Source organism: Bordetella hinzii LMG 13501 (assembly GCF_001548475.1).
GTDB lineage: Bacteria > Pseudomonadota > Gammaproteobacteria > Burkholderiales > Burkholderiaceae_B > Bordetella > Bordetella hinzii.
In genome coordinates this window covers 95,545-110,013 of the sequence record NZ_LRUJ01000007.1, presented here as the reverse complement: position 1 = coordinate 110,013, position 14,469 = coordinate 95,545, and the positions used below count along the sequence as shown (strand labels likewise).

The 14,469-nt window shown below is 67.6% G+C and carries 12 protein-coding genes and 1 pseudogene; 4 read left to right on the top strand and 9 right to left on the bottom strand.

The features are described 5' to 3' along the window. Nucleotides 1-5: 5 nt before the first annotated feature. Nucleotides 6-878, top strand: coding sequence for a DMT family transporter (locus AXA74_RS06880; protein WP_029579892.1), 873 nt, complete (start codon nt 6-8; stop codon nt 876-878). 6 nt (nt 879-884) lie between these two features. Here AXA74_RS06880 and clsB read toward each other — a convergent pair whose 3' ends face one another. The 7 genes from clsB to AXA74_RS06845 form a co-directional block, all read right to left on the bottom strand. Next, on the bottom strand, nt 885-2,096 hold the full coding sequence (clsB, locus tag AXA74_RS06875; protein ID WP_029579893.1) for a cardiolipin synthase ClsB: 1,212 nt from the start codon (nt 2,094-2,096) through the stop codon (nt 885-887). Further along, nucleotides 2,093-2,953, bottom strand: coding sequence for an endonuclease/exonuclease/phosphatase family protein (locus AXA74_RS06870; RefSeq protein ID WP_029579894.1), 861 nt, complete (start codon nt 2,951-2,953; stop codon nt 2,093-2,095). Before AXA74_RS06870 ends, clsB begins: the two co-directional genes overlap by 4 nt. A 111-nt stretch (nt 2,954-3,064) precedes the next feature. Continuing rightward, nucleotides 3,065-4,855, bottom strand: coding sequence for an aspartate--tRNA ligase (aspS, locus tag AXA74_RS06865; protein ID WP_032963148.1), 1,791 nt, complete (start codon nt 4,853-4,855; stop codon nt 3,065-3,067). Nucleotides 4,856-4,895: 40 nt separating this feature from the next. Continuing rightward, nucleotides 4,896-5,531 carry a DUF502 domain-containing protein gene (locus tag AXA74_RS06860; RefSeq protein ID WP_032958616.1) on the bottom strand — a complete coding sequence of 212 codons (636 nt, stop codon included), beginning with the start codon at nt 5,529-5,531 and terminating at the stop codon, nt 4,896-4,898. Nucleotides 5,532-5,533: 2 nt separating this feature from the next. After that, complete coding sequence (locus AXA74_RS06855; protein ID WP_029579897.1) at nt 5,534-5,848, bottom strand: FmdB family zinc ribbon protein; 315 nt, start codon at nt 5,846-5,848, stop codon at nt 5,534-5,536. A 172-nt stretch (nt 5,849-6,020) separates the two neighbouring features. After that, nucleotides 6,021-7,301 carry a putative Na+/H+ antiporter gene (locus AXA74_RS06850; RefSeq protein ID WP_032979211.1) on the bottom strand — a complete coding sequence of 427 codons (1,281 nt, stop codon included), beginning with the start codon at nt 7,299-7,301 and terminating at the stop codon, nt 6,021-6,023. A 141-nt stretch (nt 7,302-7,442) separates the two neighbouring features. After that, the gene (locus tag AXA74_RS06845) at nt 7,443-9,065 is read right to left on the bottom strand and encodes a GMC family oxidoreductase (protein ID WP_029579899.1); all 1,623 of its coding nucleotides are present in this window, start codon (nt 9,063-9,065) and stop codon (nt 7,443-7,445) included. Nucleotides 9,066-9,267: 202 nt separating this feature from the next. Here AXA74_RS06845 and AXA74_RS06840 point away from each other — a divergent pair, with 202 nt between their 5' ends. Together AXA74_RS06840 and AXA74_RS06835 are read left to right on the top strand one after the other, a co-directional pair. Beyond that, nucleotides 9,268-10,101, top strand: coding sequence for a 50S ribosomal protein L11 methyltransferase (locus tag AXA74_RS06840; protein ID WP_032963147.1), 834 nt, complete (start codon nt 9,268-9,270; stop codon nt 10,099-10,101). Then, complete coding sequence (locus AXA74_RS06835; RefSeq protein WP_032979212.1) at nt 10,074-11,414, top strand: APC family permease; 1,341 nt, start codon at nt 10,074-10,076, stop codon at nt 11,412-11,414. Before AXA74_RS06840 ends, AXA74_RS06835 begins: the two co-directional genes overlap by 28 nt. Here the strand turns inward: AXA74_RS06835 and dapA are convergent. Together dapA and AXA74_RS06825 are read right to left on the bottom strand one after the other, a co-directional pair. Further along, nucleotides 11,399-12,287: pseudogene (gene dapA, locus AXA74_RS23835) on the bottom strand (4-hydroxy-tetrahydrodipicolinate synthase). The gene AXA74_RS06835 and the pseudogene dapA sit on opposite strands and share 16 nt — an antisense overlap. A 289-nt stretch (nt 12,288-12,576) precedes the next feature. Next, nucleotides 12,577-13,086, bottom strand: a complete 510-nt coding sequence (locus tag AXA74_RS06825; RefSeq protein WP_032979214.1) for a GAF domain-containing protein — start codon at nt 13,084-13,086, stop codon at nt 12,577-12,579. Between the two features lie 134 nt (nt 13,087-13,220). On the opposite strand from AXA74_RS06825, the gene AXA74_RS06820 reads away from it, so the two are divergent. Next, nucleotides 13,221-14,420 carry an aminotransferase-like domain-containing protein gene (locus AXA74_RS06820; protein WP_029579903.1) on the top strand — a complete coding sequence of 400 codons (1,200 nt, stop codon included), beginning with the start codon at nt 13,221-13,223 and terminating at the stop codon, nt 14,418-14,420. The last annotated feature ends 49 nt before the right edge of the window (nt 14,421-14,469 follow it).

The following is a 14,469-nucleotide window of genomic DNA, read 5'->3' as shown; positions in this document are numbered from 1 at the left end:
TGGCCATGCAACGCCGAGACCTCCTCGAACTCATCGCCCTGGCCGCCGCCTGGGGCGGATCTTTCCTGTTCATGCGGGTCGCGGCGCCGGAGTTCGGGCCGGCGCCCTTGATCGAGCTGCGCGTCGGCCTGGGCGCGCTGGTGCTGCTGCCCCTGGCCATCCTCCGCGGCCGCCTGGGCATCATGGCGCGCCACTGGAAAGCCATTTTCACGGTCGGGCTGTTCAACGCCGCCTTGCCCTTCCTTCTCTATGCCTACGCCTCCCTCTCCCTGGGCGCGGGGTTCCTGTCGGTGGCCAACGCCGTCACCCCGGTCTGGGGCGCGGTGATCGGCTGGCTCTGGCTGCGCGACCGGCTGCCAGCCATGCGCGTGCTGGGGCTGGCGATAGGTTTTCTGGGCATCGTGGTGCTGGTCTGGGACAAGCTGCAGTTCCAGCAGGGCGGCACGGGCCCGGCGGTGCTGGCGGCCATCGCCGCGCCCTTCTTCTATGGCATCGCCGCCAATTGGACCAAACGCTTTTTGAGCGGCGTGGACGCCTTGGCCAACGCGACGGGCAGCATGCTGGGCGCCTCGCTGGTGCTGCTGCCCCTGGCCATCGCCCAATGGCCCGAGCAGCCCGTCTCCGCCCAGGCCTGGGCCGCCACCGTCCTGCTCGCCGTGCTGTGCACGGGCGCGGCCTATGTGGTGTTTTTCCGCCTGATCGCGGCGCTGGGCCCCACGGCGGCCGTCAGCGTCACCTTCCTGGTGCCGGTCTTCGGCGTCTTCTGGGGCGTGACGCTGCTGGGCGAAGCGCTCACCCCCAGCATACTCGCCGGCGCCGGCATCATCCTCGTGGGCACGGCCCTGGCCCTGGGCTTGCTGCGGCCGCGCGCGCCCTGAGCGCCGTCAATATTTGTCGGAACGCCCGGTCAGCGCCACGCCGATACGCAAAGCCGTGTAGGCCAGGGCGTCGATCACGCGCAGCGGCCAGCCCCGGCGCTGGTAATCCAAAGGGCGGATGAACTGCCCACCCTCCGCGATGGCCCGCTCCAGCCGCTCTTGCAGGTCCCAGGCAAAGGGCTGGTCGTCGATCACGACATTGGCTTCGCGCGCCAGCAACAGGCTGAAAGGATCCAGATTGGACGAGCCCACGGTGGCCATGTTGTCGATCACCGCCACCTTGGCGTGCAGATAGGCCGGCATGTACTCGTATATCTCGATGCCGTCGCGCAGCAGCTGGTCATAGAGCGAACGGGTGGCGAAATACTGCAGGCGGTACTCGGGCTTGCCTTGCAAGAGCAGGCGCACCCGCACGCCGCGGGCCGCCGCCCGCGCCAGCGCGCGCCGGAACTGCCGGCCCGGGAAAAAATAGGCATTGGCGATGAGCACGTCGCGCCGGGCGTGCTCGATGCCATAAAGATAGGCCCGCTCGAAGGTCTGGCGGAACCGCAGGTTGTCGCGCAGCACCAGCGCGGCCCGCAGGCTACCGCGGGATTGGGCATGATGCGGATGCGGCCGGCGCAGCCGCAAACGCCGCCAGTCCGAGGGGTGGCGGCGCAGGCGGGCCCAGTTCAGCCTGACCCACAGGAGATCCTGGGCATAGATGATCTGCGGCACCAGCGGCCCCTCGATGCGCACGGCAAAATCGAAACGCGGTCCGGCAATACCGTCCGCCGGATCGAGATCATCGTAGTCGTCGACGATATTGATGCCGCCCACGAAGGCGATGGCCGCGTCGATGACGGTCACTTTGCGGTGCAGCCGGCGCAGCCGGCTGCGCGAGAATTTCAGCCGCCCCAGCCAGCGCGGTTCGGGCCGGAACACACGGCAATGGCCACCGGCCTCGTTGATGCGCCGCATCACTTCCGGCGCCGTGGCCGCGCTGCCGAAGCCGTCGAGCACCACCCTGACCTTCACGCCGCGGCGCGCGGCCCGCTCCAGGCAGTCCAGCACCTGCCGGCCGGTGCGGTCCAGGATGAAGATATAGGTTTCCAGGTGGACGCTGACGCTGGCCTGGTCAATGGCCGCGCACAGGGCGGGGAAGAAATCGGCGCCGTTTTGCAGCAGGCGTATCGCATTGCCGTCTGTCCATGACAGGCGGACGATGTCGGCCTTCACGGCAGCTCGAGCTCCGTGAGCAGGGGCGCATGATCGGACAAGCGCGCCCATTGGCGCCCGCGCAGCACGCGGGCGCTGCGCACGGCAAACCCGCGCTGGTAGATGCGGTCAAGGCGAAACCACGGAAACACGGCGGGAAACGTGCGCGGCGGCGGCAGCGGGCAATAGGCCCCGCCCATGCCCAGCTGGTTGCTGCGCTCGATCACCGCGCTGTTGCCCGGCACGCCGCGCAGGACATCGCTCAGGCGGCGCATGGAATCGCGCAGGCGGGGCAGCTCGCCGCCCGAGCTGCGCGGCGCGTGCGAAAACACTTCGTACAGGCCGAGCTGCTGCACGAACTGTGGCGCCAGCTTGTCGCCCCAGTCGTTGAAATCGCCCGCGATGAGCAGGGGCGCGCCATCGGGTACCTCGGCGCGTATGCGCTCGATCAGCGCCTGGATCTGGCGCTGGCGGCTGCTGGCGAACAGGCCCAGGTGCACCACCAGGCAGTGCACCTCGGTGCCACCCACATCGATGCGCGCGTGCAGCAAGCCGCGCTGCTCCAGCTTGTGGTCGGAGATGTCCTGGTTGAAGTGGTCGAGGATGTGGTAGCGCGACAAAAGCGCATTGCCGTGGTCGGTCGCATCGCGCACGGCGTTGCGGCCATAGGCCACGTTCAGGCGCAGCGCGGCCGCGAGTGATTCATGCTGCGCGTGCAGGAAGGAAGAGGTTTCGTTGCGGCCCTGGACTTCCTGGAGAAACACCAGGTCGGGGCGCAGGCCATACAGGCCCAGGCGCAGGTCGTTCAAGGACTCATGGCGCCCAAGGGACGAGCGGCCCTTGTGGATGTTGTAGCTGACGACGCGAATAAGCGACATAAACCGTATGACGCCTCATCTGTCAGGAGTACCGGCAAGCACGGCCCGGACCCTCCTGAGGCCGCGGGCCGTCGCGGCGCCGCGTCACGCGGCGCCGCATACAAGCTTACTTCATTTCACTTCGGTGTTGCGCAGGCGGATATGCAGCTCGCGCAATTGCTTGTCATCGACCGCCGAAGGCGCTTGCGTCAGCAGATCCTGCGCGCGCTGCGTCTTGGGGAAGGCGATCACGTCGCGGATCGATTCGGCGCCCGTCATCATGGTCACGATGCGATCCAGGCCAAAGGCGATGCCGCCATGCGGAGGCGCGCCGTATTGCAGCGCGTCCAGCAGGAAGCCGAACTTCTCGCGCGCCTCTTCGGCGCCGATCTTGAGGGCGCGGAACACCTTGCTCTGCACTTCCTCGCGATGGATACGCACCGAGCCGCCGCCGATTTCCCAGCCGTTGAGCACCATGTCGTAGGCCTTGGCGAAGGCCTTGCCCGGATCGGTCTCGAGGAAATCCTCGTGCCCGTCCTTGGGGCTGGTGAAAGGATGGTGGGCGGCGGTGTAGCGGCCTTCTTCCTCGTCGTACTCGAACATCGGGAAGTCCACCACCCACAGCGGACGCCAGCCGCCGGTGAACAGGCCGGTCTTCTTGCCGAATTCGCTGTGGCCGATCTTCACGCGCAGCGCGCCAATGGCGTCGTTGACCACCTTGGCCCGGTCGGCGCCGAAGAAGATGATGTCGCCGTCCTGGGCGCCGCTGCGCTTGAGCAGCTCGGCCAGCGCGGCGTCGTGCAGGTTCTTGACGATGGGCGATTGCAGGCCGTCGCGGCCCTTGGCCGCTTCATTGACCTTGATGTAGGCCAGGCCCTTGGCGCCATAGATGCCGACGAACTGGGTGTAGGCGTCGATCTCGCTGCGCGAGAGCTCGGCGCCGCCCGGCACGCGCAGCGCGACCACGCGGCTGCCAACCGTCGTGGCGGCCGAGGCGAAGACCTTGAAGTCCACGTCGCGCATGACGTCGGTCACGTCGGTGAACTCCAGGTTCACGCGCAGGTCCGGCTTGTCCGAGCCATAGCGCGCCATGGCCTCGGTCCAGCTCATGATGGGGAAGGGATCCGGCAGGTCGACGTTCTGCACCACCTTGAAGACATGGCGGATCATGCTCTCGAAGACAGCACGGATCTCGGTCTCGCTCAGGAAGGAAGTTTCGCAATCGATCTGGGTGAATTCCGGCTGGCGGTCAGCGCGCAGGTCCTCGTCGCGGAAGCACTTGGTGATCTGGTAGTAGCGGTCGAAGCCCGACACCATCAGCATCTGTTTGAACAGCTGGGGCGACTGCGGCAGCGCGAAGAAGTGGCCGGCGTTCACGCGCGAGGGCACGAGGTAGTCGCGCGCGCCTTCCGGCGTGCTCTTGGTCAGCATCGGCGTCTCGATGTCGATGAAGCCGAGCTGGTCCAGGAACTTGCGGACCTCGATGGAGACGCGGTAGCGCAGCATCAGGTTGCGCTGCATCTGCGGGCGGCGCAGATCGAGCACACGGTGCGTCAGGCGGGTGGTTTCGGAGAGATTGTCGTCGTCGAGCTGGAAGGGCGGCGTCACCGAGGGATTGAGGATCTCGACTTCGCGGCACAGCACCTCGATCTCGCCGGAGGCCAGTTCGGCATTGGTGGTGCCCTCGGGGCGTTCGCGCACCAGGCCGGTCACGCGCACGCAGAACTCGTTACGCAGACGCTCGGCCGTGCCGAAGGCTTCGGCATTGTCCGGATCGAACACGATCTGGGCCAGGCCGGCGCGATCGCGCAAATCGATAAAGATCACCCCGCCGTGGTCGCGGCGGCGGTTCACCCAGCCGTACAGGGTGACAGTCTGGCCGAGATGGTCACGGCAAACCTGGCCGGTATAGCAGGTACGCATGCGGGATAACTCCGTTGATAGGCTTGTGAGCGTAAAAAAATCATGGCTCGGCGCGGGGCGCCTCTGCCGGTGAATGGGGATGCATGCCGGAGAGGTCCGGCGGCGCCACCACACCCATGGAAACGATGTACTTCAATGCCGCATCGACCGACATATCCAGATCGATCACCTGGTCGCGCGGCATCATGAGGAAAAAGCCCGACGTCGGATTGGGCGTCGTCGGCACATACACACTCAGGTGTTCACCCGGCAGGTAGGAGGCCACCTCGCCACTGGGCGCGCCCGTCAGGAAGGCGATGGTCCAGGAGCCGGCGCGCGGATACTGGATCAGCACGGCCTGCCGGAACGCCCGGCCATTGGGCGCCAGGATGGTGTCGCTGACCTGTTTGACCGAGTTGTAGATGGAGCGTACCAGCGGAATGCGTCCAAGGATACGCTCCCATTGGTCGAACAGGCTGCGCCCGAGCAGATTGGCGGCCAGCACGCCCGTCAGAAGCACCACCGCGATCACCAGCACGAAGCGGAAACCCGGGATCTCGACGCCGAACAGGGATTCGGACGACAAAAACCCGGGCACGAAACCTTCGAGGGTGGCCACCAGCAGGCCCAGGACCCAGACCGTGATGGCCAGGGGCACCCAGATCAGCAGGCCGGCGATGAAGTACTTCTTGAACACGATCAGGTCGGCGCGCTGGACGTGGCCGGGGCTGCCGGCGCACTGGCGGGCGCGCTGGCCGAAGAGGCGCTCTCGCCGCCCGCGCTGCTGCTCTCGGAAGGCGCGGCCTTGCCCGTGGCCGAATTGCCCGAGCTGTTATTGCGGAAATCGGTCACATACCAGCCCGAGCCTTTGAGCTGAAAACCCGCCGCGGTCACCTGCTTGGCGAAACTGCTTTTGCCGCACTCCGGGCAATCCGTCAGCGGCGCATCGGAAATCTTCTGCAGCACGTCCTTCGCGTAGCCACAGCTGCTGCACTTGTAAGCGTAAATAGGCATGAAATGAGGGCTCCTGGCCTCAACGGCAAATGAGTCCGGCCCGGGCAGTCCTCCATCAAGCGCGAGGAACCATCCGGGCCCAGCCGAAAAAGTACGGGAAAGTGTTGAATTTTAGCGGGTTTTGCGAACGCATCCGGCGCCGGCGTCCGCCCCCGCCAATGATACGGCCCCTTTATGTCGGCAAAAGAAACATCCCAGCCGCGACCAGGGTGGGAACCAAGGCGGCCAGAAACAGTTTTCCGGAGGAAATGCTGCCGTCGGGGAAGTGGTTTTTCAGCAGGGCGAAGCCGGCCGGATTGGGCGCGTTGGCGATGACGGTCAGGCCGCCGCCGGTCACCGCCCCCGCCACCAGCATATAGCGCCAGGCTTCGCTGGTGCCTTCGACCAGCGAGCCCAGATAGGTCAAGGCCGCGTTGTCGGTGATCGCGGTCAGCGCGGTGGCGCCCCAGAACAGCACCGCCGGCTGCAAGCCGCCCAGCAGATCCTGCAGCCACCACTTCTGCAGGCCGCCCAGGACCACCAGGCCGGCCAGGAAGAAGCCCACCATCAGCCCCTCCTTGATGAGCAGGCGGTTCTGGTGGCGCTTGTAGGCTTCGGCAAAGCCGATGAACATCATCAACAGGCCGAGAAAGACCGCCGGATGGTGGGCCGTCAGCACCACGCCCACCAGGAACAGCACATGGATGAAGATCACCGGCCCCGGCACGGCCGGGCGCGCATGGCTCACCTCGGCGGCGGCGCTGCCACCCGAACCCTGGCTGCTCGCCAGCAGGGCCTGGCGGCAGACCAGGGTCAGCACGCCCGCGTTCAGGCAGACGGCCAGCGCGGCGCGCCAGCCAAAGTGCGTGGCCATGAAAGCGGTATCCCACCCGAAGGTCGAGGCGACCATGAGCACGGGCGGCGCGGCATAGGAGGTGAGCACCCCGCCGATGGACACGTTGACGAACAGCACGCCCAAGGCCAGGTACTTGAAGCCCGCATGGCCGTGCACGCGGAAATAGCCATCGCGCAGCAGCAGGGCGGCCAGCGTCATGGCGGCGGGCTCGGTGACAAAGGAGCCGCCCAGCGGCACCACCGACATCACCACGAAAAAGGTCGCCAGCTCGCGGCGCATCGGCAGCAGCCGCGCCAGGCCGCGCACCAGCAGGTTCACCAGTTCGAGGATGGGCCGGCTGGAGGCCACCACCATGATCACGAACACGAACAGCGGCTCGGTGAAGTTGCGCGTGTCCATATAGCGCACGGCGGTTTCGCTGCCCTGCATCGCGGCCATGACCACGATCAGCACGAAGGCCCAGACGCCGAAGACCGCCTCGACTTCGGACAGCAAGTGCCAGACGCCGGCATGGGGGCCGTTGCGGTGCGCCAGCCGGGCGAACACCGGGACGGAAAACGTGTGCAGGACAGCCACGGCGAACAACACGGTGGCGACGATCTCGATAGGGTGGTTCATGCGGAATCTGCGGACCGCCGGCCTGTCTGGCGGCGCGTCCGGCGCACATTGGACAAGCCGCGAAATATAACGCACGGCCCGCGGGCGTCCGCCGGCGCGGCCGTCGGCGTTTTCCCGTAGAACGGCCCGCGCCGGCCGGCTTCAGGCCCGCGCACGGCGTACCATATCCGCGCCTTTCTCGGCGATCATGATGGTGGGCGAATTGGTATTGCCCGAGGTGATGGTGGGCATGATGGAAGCATCGATGACGCGCAGCCCGCTGACGCCTCGGACCCGCAGCTGAGGATCGACGACAGCGGCCTCGTCGCTGCCCATCCGGCAGGTGCCCACCGGATGGAAGATGGTGGTGCCGATCTCGCCGGCCGCGCGCGCCAGATCCTCGGCGCTTTGCGCCTGCGGACCGGGCTTGTATTCCTCCGGCCGGTAGCGGGCCAGGGCGGGCTGGGCGACGATGCGCCGGGTCAACCGGATACTGTCGACCGCCACCTGCCTGTCCGCTTCGGTGGACAGGTAGTTGCACTGGATCTCGGGTGCCACCTGGGCGTCGGGCGAGACGATGCGCACATGGCCGCGGCTGGTGGGACGCAGATTGCAGACCGACGCGGTGAAGGCGGCAAAGGGATGCAGGGGCTCGCCGAAGCGCTCCAGCGACAGCGGCTGCACGTGGTATTGCACATTGGCGCGCGTCTGCGCGGCGCTGGAGCGCGCGAATGCCCCCAGCTGCGAGGGCGCCATGCTCAGCGGGCCGCTGCGCGACCAGGCGTATTGCGCGGCCATCAGCGCCTTGCCCCACCACGTGCCGGCCATGGCGTTCAGCGTCCTGGCATTGGAGACGCGATAGACCAGCCGCAGTTGCAGATGATCCTGCAGATTGCCGCCCACCCCCGGCGCGTCGTGCACCACGGGCAAACCCAGCGCCTGCAGATGCGCGCCCGGCCCCACGCCAGAGACCTGCAGCAACTGCGCCGATCCGATGGAGCCCGCGGCCAACAGGACTTCGGCCCGCGCCTGGGCCAGGCAGCGCCGGCCGCTCTCATCCAGGAACTGCACGCCCCATGCGCGCTTTTGCTCGAATACGATGCGCTCGGCGCGCGCGCCCGTCATCACATGCAGGTTGGGCCGCTGGCGCGCCGGCCGCAAAAAAGCCTTGGCCGAAGTCCAGCGCACACCGCCGCGCTGATTGACCTCGAAGTAGTCGCAGCCTTCGTTGTCGCCCTGGTTGAAATCCTGGATAGGCGCGATGCCCGCCTGGGCGGCGGCCTCGCGGAAGGCATCGAGCAGGTCCCAGGACAGGCGCTGGCGCTCCACCCGCCATTCGCCGCCGGCCCCGTGGAAAGCGCTGGCGCCGGCATGATGGTCCTCGCAGGACTTGAAATAAGGCAGCACCTCATCCCAGCTCCAGCCGCTGTTGCCCATGGCGGCCCAGCCGTCATAATCGGCCCGCTGTCCGCGCATATAGATCATGCCGTTGATGGCGGAACTGCCGCCCAGCACCCGGCCGCGGGGATAGCCCAGGCTGCGCCCGCCCAGGCCGGGATCGGCCTGGGTGCGGTAGCACCAGTCGGTGCGCGGATTACCGATGCAATACAGGTAGCCGACGGGGATGTGTATCCAGTGCCAGTTGTCCTTGCCGCCGGCTTCCAGCAGCAGGACCTTGACCGAGGGATCCGCCGAAAGCCGGTTGGCCAGCAGGCATCCCGCCGACCCCGCTCCCACGATGATGTAGTCGAAAACCAGGTCGGTCGTGCCGGCGGGCGCGGTCATGAGGGGCTTGTCTCCAGGGTGTTGTAACGCAAGCGTCGTTGTGCGGCAGTTGTAGACCAGGCCGCCGCGGCTGCCAACCCGTATCGTCCCCAGCTTTGGAACCTTCGTGCGGTCTGATGGTCAGCCTGTATTCAGCTCTGCGTCAGCAAGCGCCACAATAGCCGCATCGGCATGCCGGCGCCGGCGTCCCCGGGAGAATGGAATGCAAGTGCTTACTTACGAACTATCCCGCAAAAAGGCCTGGCTTTGCCTGGCGGCGGCCGCCGTCCTGTGCGGCGCCGCGCCCGCCCAGGCGGATTCGCCGCCCGCCTTTGTCGAACTGGATGTGCCCTATGTCCCGACGCCGCCGGAGGCGGTGGCGCTCATGCTCGACATGGCCGGGGTGGGCGAGCGCGACACCGTCATCGACCTGGGCTCGGGCGACGGCCGCATCGCCATCGCCGCGGTGCGCGATCGCGGCGCGCGCCGCGCGCTGGGCGTTGACATCGATCCGGCGCGCGTGGCCGAGGCCCAGGCCAATGCGCGCCGCGCCGGCGTGCAGGACCGCGTGGACTTCAGACGGCAGGATCTGTTCGATACCGATATCTCCCAGGCCACGGTGCTGACGATGTATCTGCTGCCAGACGTCAACATCAAGATGCGTCCGGTCATCCTGGACAGGCTGGCGCCGGGTTCGCGCGTGGTGTCGCATGCCTTCACCATGGGCGAGTGGAACAGTGACCGCCACGAAATCATCAATGGCCGCTCGCTCTATCTCTGGATCGTGCCGGCCAAGGTGGCGGGCACCTGGCGCCTGCAGGAGCCGGCGCGCGGCGAGCTCACCCTGACGCTGACGCAGGCGTTCCAGCGGATCGAAGTCCGCGCGCAACGCGACGGGCAGGCGGTCACCGTGTCCCGGGCCAGCCTGCGCGGCACCGAGCTGCGCTTCACCCTGGAGGAACAGGGCCGCCAGCGCGAGTATGTGGGCGTGGTCCGGGGCGACGCCCTGGTCGCGGCGGACGAGGCCGGCTGGCGCGCGCAGCGCCTGACGCCATGAACGCCGCCCCGCGCCTGTCGGTCCTGGACGCCGTCGCCGTGCTGGTCGGCGTGGTGATAGGCATCGGCATCTTCGGCTTTCCGCCACTGGTGGCCCAGCACGCCAGCTCGGAGGCCATGTATATCGCGCTCTGGAGCGCGGGTGGGCTGGTCATGCTGGTGGGCGCCCTGTGCTATGCCGAACTGGGCGCGGCCTATCCTGGCGCCGGCGGCGAATATCTCTATCTGGCGCGAGCCTGGGGGGCGCGGCTGGGCCTGCTGTTCGCCTGGGCGCGCTGCACCGTGATCCAGACCGGCGCCATCGCCGTCGTGGCCTTCATCTACGGCGATTACGCCCAACAACTGCTGCCGCTGGGCGCCCATGGCCCAGCGCTGCACGGCGCCTTGTCGGTGATCGTGCTGACCGCGCTGAATATCGCCGGCACCCGGCCTTCCAAGCGGCTGCAATGGATCTTCACCCTGTTGACGCTGGCCGCCCTGGCCGCCGTCATCATCGCCAGCCTGCTGTCGGCGTCGCAGGCAAGCGCGGCCGCGGCCCCCGCTCCCTTGAGCGGCCATCCGGCCGGCCTGCTGGGCATGGGCATGGTGTTCGTGCTGCTGACCTACGGCGGCTGGAACGAAGCCGCCTATCTGAGCGGCGAACTGCGCGACCCGGCGCGCAATATGAGCCGCGTGCTGCTCACGGGCACGGCCGTGGTCGCGGGCGCCTATCTGCTCATCAACCTGGCCTTGCTGGAGATCTTCGGCTTGCAGGGGCTGCGCGACACCCAGGCCGTGGGCGCGGCCGTGATGCAGCTGGCCGCCGGCCCCTATGCGGCGGCCTCGCTGAGCCTGCTGGTCTGCGCCACCGCCCTGTCCACCATCAACGGCACCATCATGACGGGCGCGCGGCTCTACTATGCGCTGGGCCGCGACGTGCCACGGCTGGCCGTGCTGGCCAGCTGGAGCGCGCGCGGCCAGACGCCCGTGCGCGCCTTGCTCGCGCAAGGCGGCATCACGCTGCTGCTCATCATCGCCGGCGCCGTCAGCCAGAACAGCGTGCAGACCCTGGTGGCCTATACCGCGCCGGTATTCTGGCTCTTCATGCTGCTGGTGGCGCTGTCGGTGGCGCGCCTGCGCCAGCTGGACCCGGACCGGCCGCGTCCTTTCCGCGTGCCCTGCTATCCCCTGCCGCCCCTGCTGCTGGCGCTGACCTGCGCGGGCCTGGTCTATTCCAGCGCGGTCTATGCGGGCGCGGGCGCGCTGCTGGGGCTGGCCGTGCTGGCCGCCGGCCTGCCCCTGCTGCGGCTGGCGCCGGTTCAGGCGCGCGGATAACGCCGGTCCAGCTCGGCGGCGGCCGCCTCCAGCTGGCTGATCAGCGCCAGGCGCCGGCGCCATGGGCGCGCGCAGTTGCTCGCGCAACAAGCCCTGGCGCGCCAGCAGGCCCTTCAGGGGCGCCGGGTTGGGTTCGGCGAAGAGCAGGCGGATCACGGGCGCCAGCGCGTGATAAAGCTGGCGGGCCAGCGCCACTTGCTGGGCCTGCATGGCCTGGTACATGGCCACGAAGAGATCAGGACGCACATGGGCGGCCGCCGCGATCAGGCCGCTGCCGCCCATGGCCAAGGTGGCCAGCACCTGCATATCCTCGCCGGCCAGCACCTGCAGCCCGCCATGCGCGATCACGGCCTGGGTCTTGTCCAGCGAACCGCCGCAGTCCTTCACGGCGCGGATATTCGGATGCCCGGCCAGCGCCAGCAGCGTGGCGGTCTCGATCTGCGCGCCGGTGCGGTAGGGAATGTCATAGACGATGAGCGGCACGGACGATGCATCGGCCAGCGCGCGGAAATAATCCGCCAGGCCAGCCTGGCCGGGACGCACGTAATAGGGCGCGGGCGTGAGCAGGCCGGCCAGCGGACGCGAGGTAAACACCGCCTGGCGGCGCAGCACGTCGCGCTGGTGGTTGCCGGCCAGGCCCATGACGACCGGCAGGGGGCCGGCCTCGTCGAGCACGGTGTCCAGCACCACCAGCTGCTCATACTCGTCCATGGCGGCGGCCTCGCCGGTGCTGCCGCAGACCACCACGCCGTCGACGCCGGCCTGGCGGTACTGCCGCATCAGGCGGCGCAGGGAAAACAGATCGGGGCCATCCTCATCGAACGGCGTCACCAGGGGAACCCAGACGCCATGAAAGGACACCGGGGCGGCCACGGGGGTGGCGGTTTCAGCTTGAGCTAGGGTCGACACAAATCACTCCTTCGGGTTGAGCCCGTACAGAAGTGCGATGTCGAGTGAGAGACTGGATTGCGCGTGGGCCGCGCAGCCGGATCTGCCGCTGTTCCGTCGCCCATCTGACGGAACAGCACGCTCCGGTCAGATGAGCGGCTGTTTTTTGGATTTCAGGCCGAACGCAACCCCCACGCGCGGAGCGTGGCTGACGGTAGCGGAGATTCGGGCCTGGTTCATGAAAACAGGAAAAATGAAAGATGCGGCGCCAAATCTACGCCGCGCCCTGGCCCTTGTCAACGCGCAGGCTGTCGAGAAACACCTGGCACAAGGCCTCCATGCCTTGCCTGTCCTCTTCGTCGAAGCGGCCCGGCAAGGGGCTGTCCACATCCCATACGCCCAGCAGATGCCCATCCTGCACCAGCGGCACGACGATTTCCGAACGCGACGCGGCGTCGCAGGCGATATGGCCCGGAAAAGCGTGCACATCCGGCACCAGCTGGGTGCGCCGCTGGCTGGCCGCGGCGCCGCAGACCCCGCGCGACAGGGCGATGCGCACGCAGGCCGGCTTGCCCTGGAAAGGCCCCAGCACCAGTTCCCGCCAGTCGTAGAAGTAAAAGCCCGCCCAATTGATCGCCGGCAGGGCCTGCCAGGCCAGGGCCGCGAAGTTGGCGGCATTGGCGACGCGGTCATGCTCGCCTTCGAGCAGGGCCCGCGCCTGCGCGGCCAGCTCGCGATAAAACTGGGGTTTGGATTCGGTCGAGAGCGCGGCGGCCTGAAACATGGCTGAATGTAACTAAAATTAACTGTACCGGAAGAAATCGTGCCGGGTGATTTTAGACCCGCCCCCGGGCCCGCCCTCGCGTTGTGCAACAATAAAAACCGCAAGCACGTTTCCTTCCTTTCTACAAGCTCCCCATGGACAAGCCTTTCGAACCCGCGTGTTCCTTCTCGGAACGCGCCCAGCAACTCACCAGTTCCGCCATCCGCGAAATCCTCAAGGTCACTGAACGGCCCGAGGTCATTTCCTTTGCAGGCGGCCTGCCGGCACCCGGCGGCTTCCCGGTGGAAGTGGTACGCGCGGCGTTCGACAAGGTCCTGGCCACCAATGGCCGCGCCGCCCTGCAATACGGCCCGACCGAGGGCTACGCCCCCTTGCGGCAATGGGTCGCCGACGACCTGAACAGCGCCGGCGCCAATGTCAGCGCCGACCAGATCCTCATCGTGTCGGGCTCGCAGCAGGCGCTGGACCTGTTGGGCAAGGTCCTGATCGACAAGGACAGCAAGGTGCTGGTCGAAGACCCCAGCTACCTGGGCGCGCTGCAGTCGTTCAGCCTGTACCAGCCGCGCTATGTGCCGGTGCCCACCGATGACGGCGGCCTGATCCCCGAGGCGATCACCCCCGAACTGGCCGCCGGCGCGCGCTTTCTGTACGCCCTGCCCAATTTCCAGAACCCCACGGGCCGCACGCTGGACCGCGCGCGCCGCGTGGCGCTGGTGCAGCGCGCCGCCGAGATGGGCCTGCCCATCATCGAGGACGATCCCTATGGCGAACTGCGCTATGCCGGCGAGCCGCAGCCCGGCCTGCTGGCCCTGGGCGCCGAGGCCGGCGCCACGGTGATCCGCCTGGGCACCTTCTCCAAGGTGCTGGCGCCCGGCCTGCGCCTGGGCTATATCGCCGCGCCGCGCGCCATCATCCACAAGCTGGTGCAGGCCAAGCAGGCCACCGACCTGCATACCCCGACCCTGACCCAGATGGCCGTCTACGAAATCGTCAAGGACGGCTTCCTGCAAGAGCACCTGCCCAATGTGCGCGAAATCTATCGCAAGCAGGGCCGCTGCATGCTCGAGGCCGTCGCGCGCGAGTTCCCCGCCGGCGTAAGCTGGACCAAACCCGAGGGCGGCATGTTCCTGTGGGTGACGCTGCCCGAGCACATCGACAGCGCCAAGCTGCTGGCCGAGGCGGTCGAACAAAACGTCGCCTTCGTCCCCGGCGCGCCCTTCTATGCCGGCACGCCGCGCGCCAACACGCTGCGCCTGAGCTTTGCCACGGTGCCCGAAGACAAGATCAACGCCGGCATCGCCATCCTGGGCAAGCTGCTGCGCCAGTACGTCTGAGCCCCTGGCATGCGTTATAGTCGGGCGCGGCGGCCTATCCCGCCGCGCC

What these genes read in the sequence shown, in the direction of transcription:
- AXA74_RS06840 (WP_032963147.1), top strand. Translation starts at nt 9,268, where the DNA reads ATGCAAGTGCTTACTTACGAACTATCCCGCAAAAAGGCCTGGCTTTGC.
- AXA74_RS06825 (WP_032979214.1), bottom strand. Translation starts at nt 13,086, where the DNA reads ATGTTTCAGGCCGCCGCGCTCTCGACCGAATCCAAACCCCAGTTTTAT.
- AXA74_RS06820 (WP_029579903.1), top strand. Translation starts at nt 13,221, where the DNA reads ATGGACAAGCCTTTCGAACCCGCGTGTTCCTTCTCGGAACGCGCCCAG.
- AXA74_RS06880 (WP_029579892.1), top strand. Translation starts at nt 6, where the DNA reads ATGCAACGCCGAGACCTCCTCGAACTCATCGCCCTGGCCGCCGCCTGG.
- AXA74_RS06850 (WP_032979211.1), bottom strand. Translation starts at nt 7,301, where the DNA reads ATGAACCACCCTATCGAGATCGTCGCCACCGTGTTGTTCGCCGTGGCT.
- AXA74_RS06855 (WP_029579897.1), bottom strand. Translation starts at nt 5,848, where the DNA reads ATGCCTATTTACGCTTACAAGTGCAGCAGCTGTGGCTACGCGAAGGAC.
- AXA74_RS06845 (WP_029579899.1), bottom strand. Translation starts at nt 9,065, where the DNA reads ATGACCGCGCCCGCCGGCACGACCGACCTGGTTTTCGACTACATCATC.
- aspS (WP_032963148.1), bottom strand. Translation starts at nt 4,855, where the DNA reads ATGCGTACCTGCTATACCGGCCAGGTTTGCCGTGACCATCTCGGCCAG.
- AXA74_RS06870 (WP_029579894.1), bottom strand. Translation starts at nt 2,953, where the DNA reads ATGTCGCTTATTCGCGTCGTCAGCTACAACATCCACAAGGGCCGCTCG.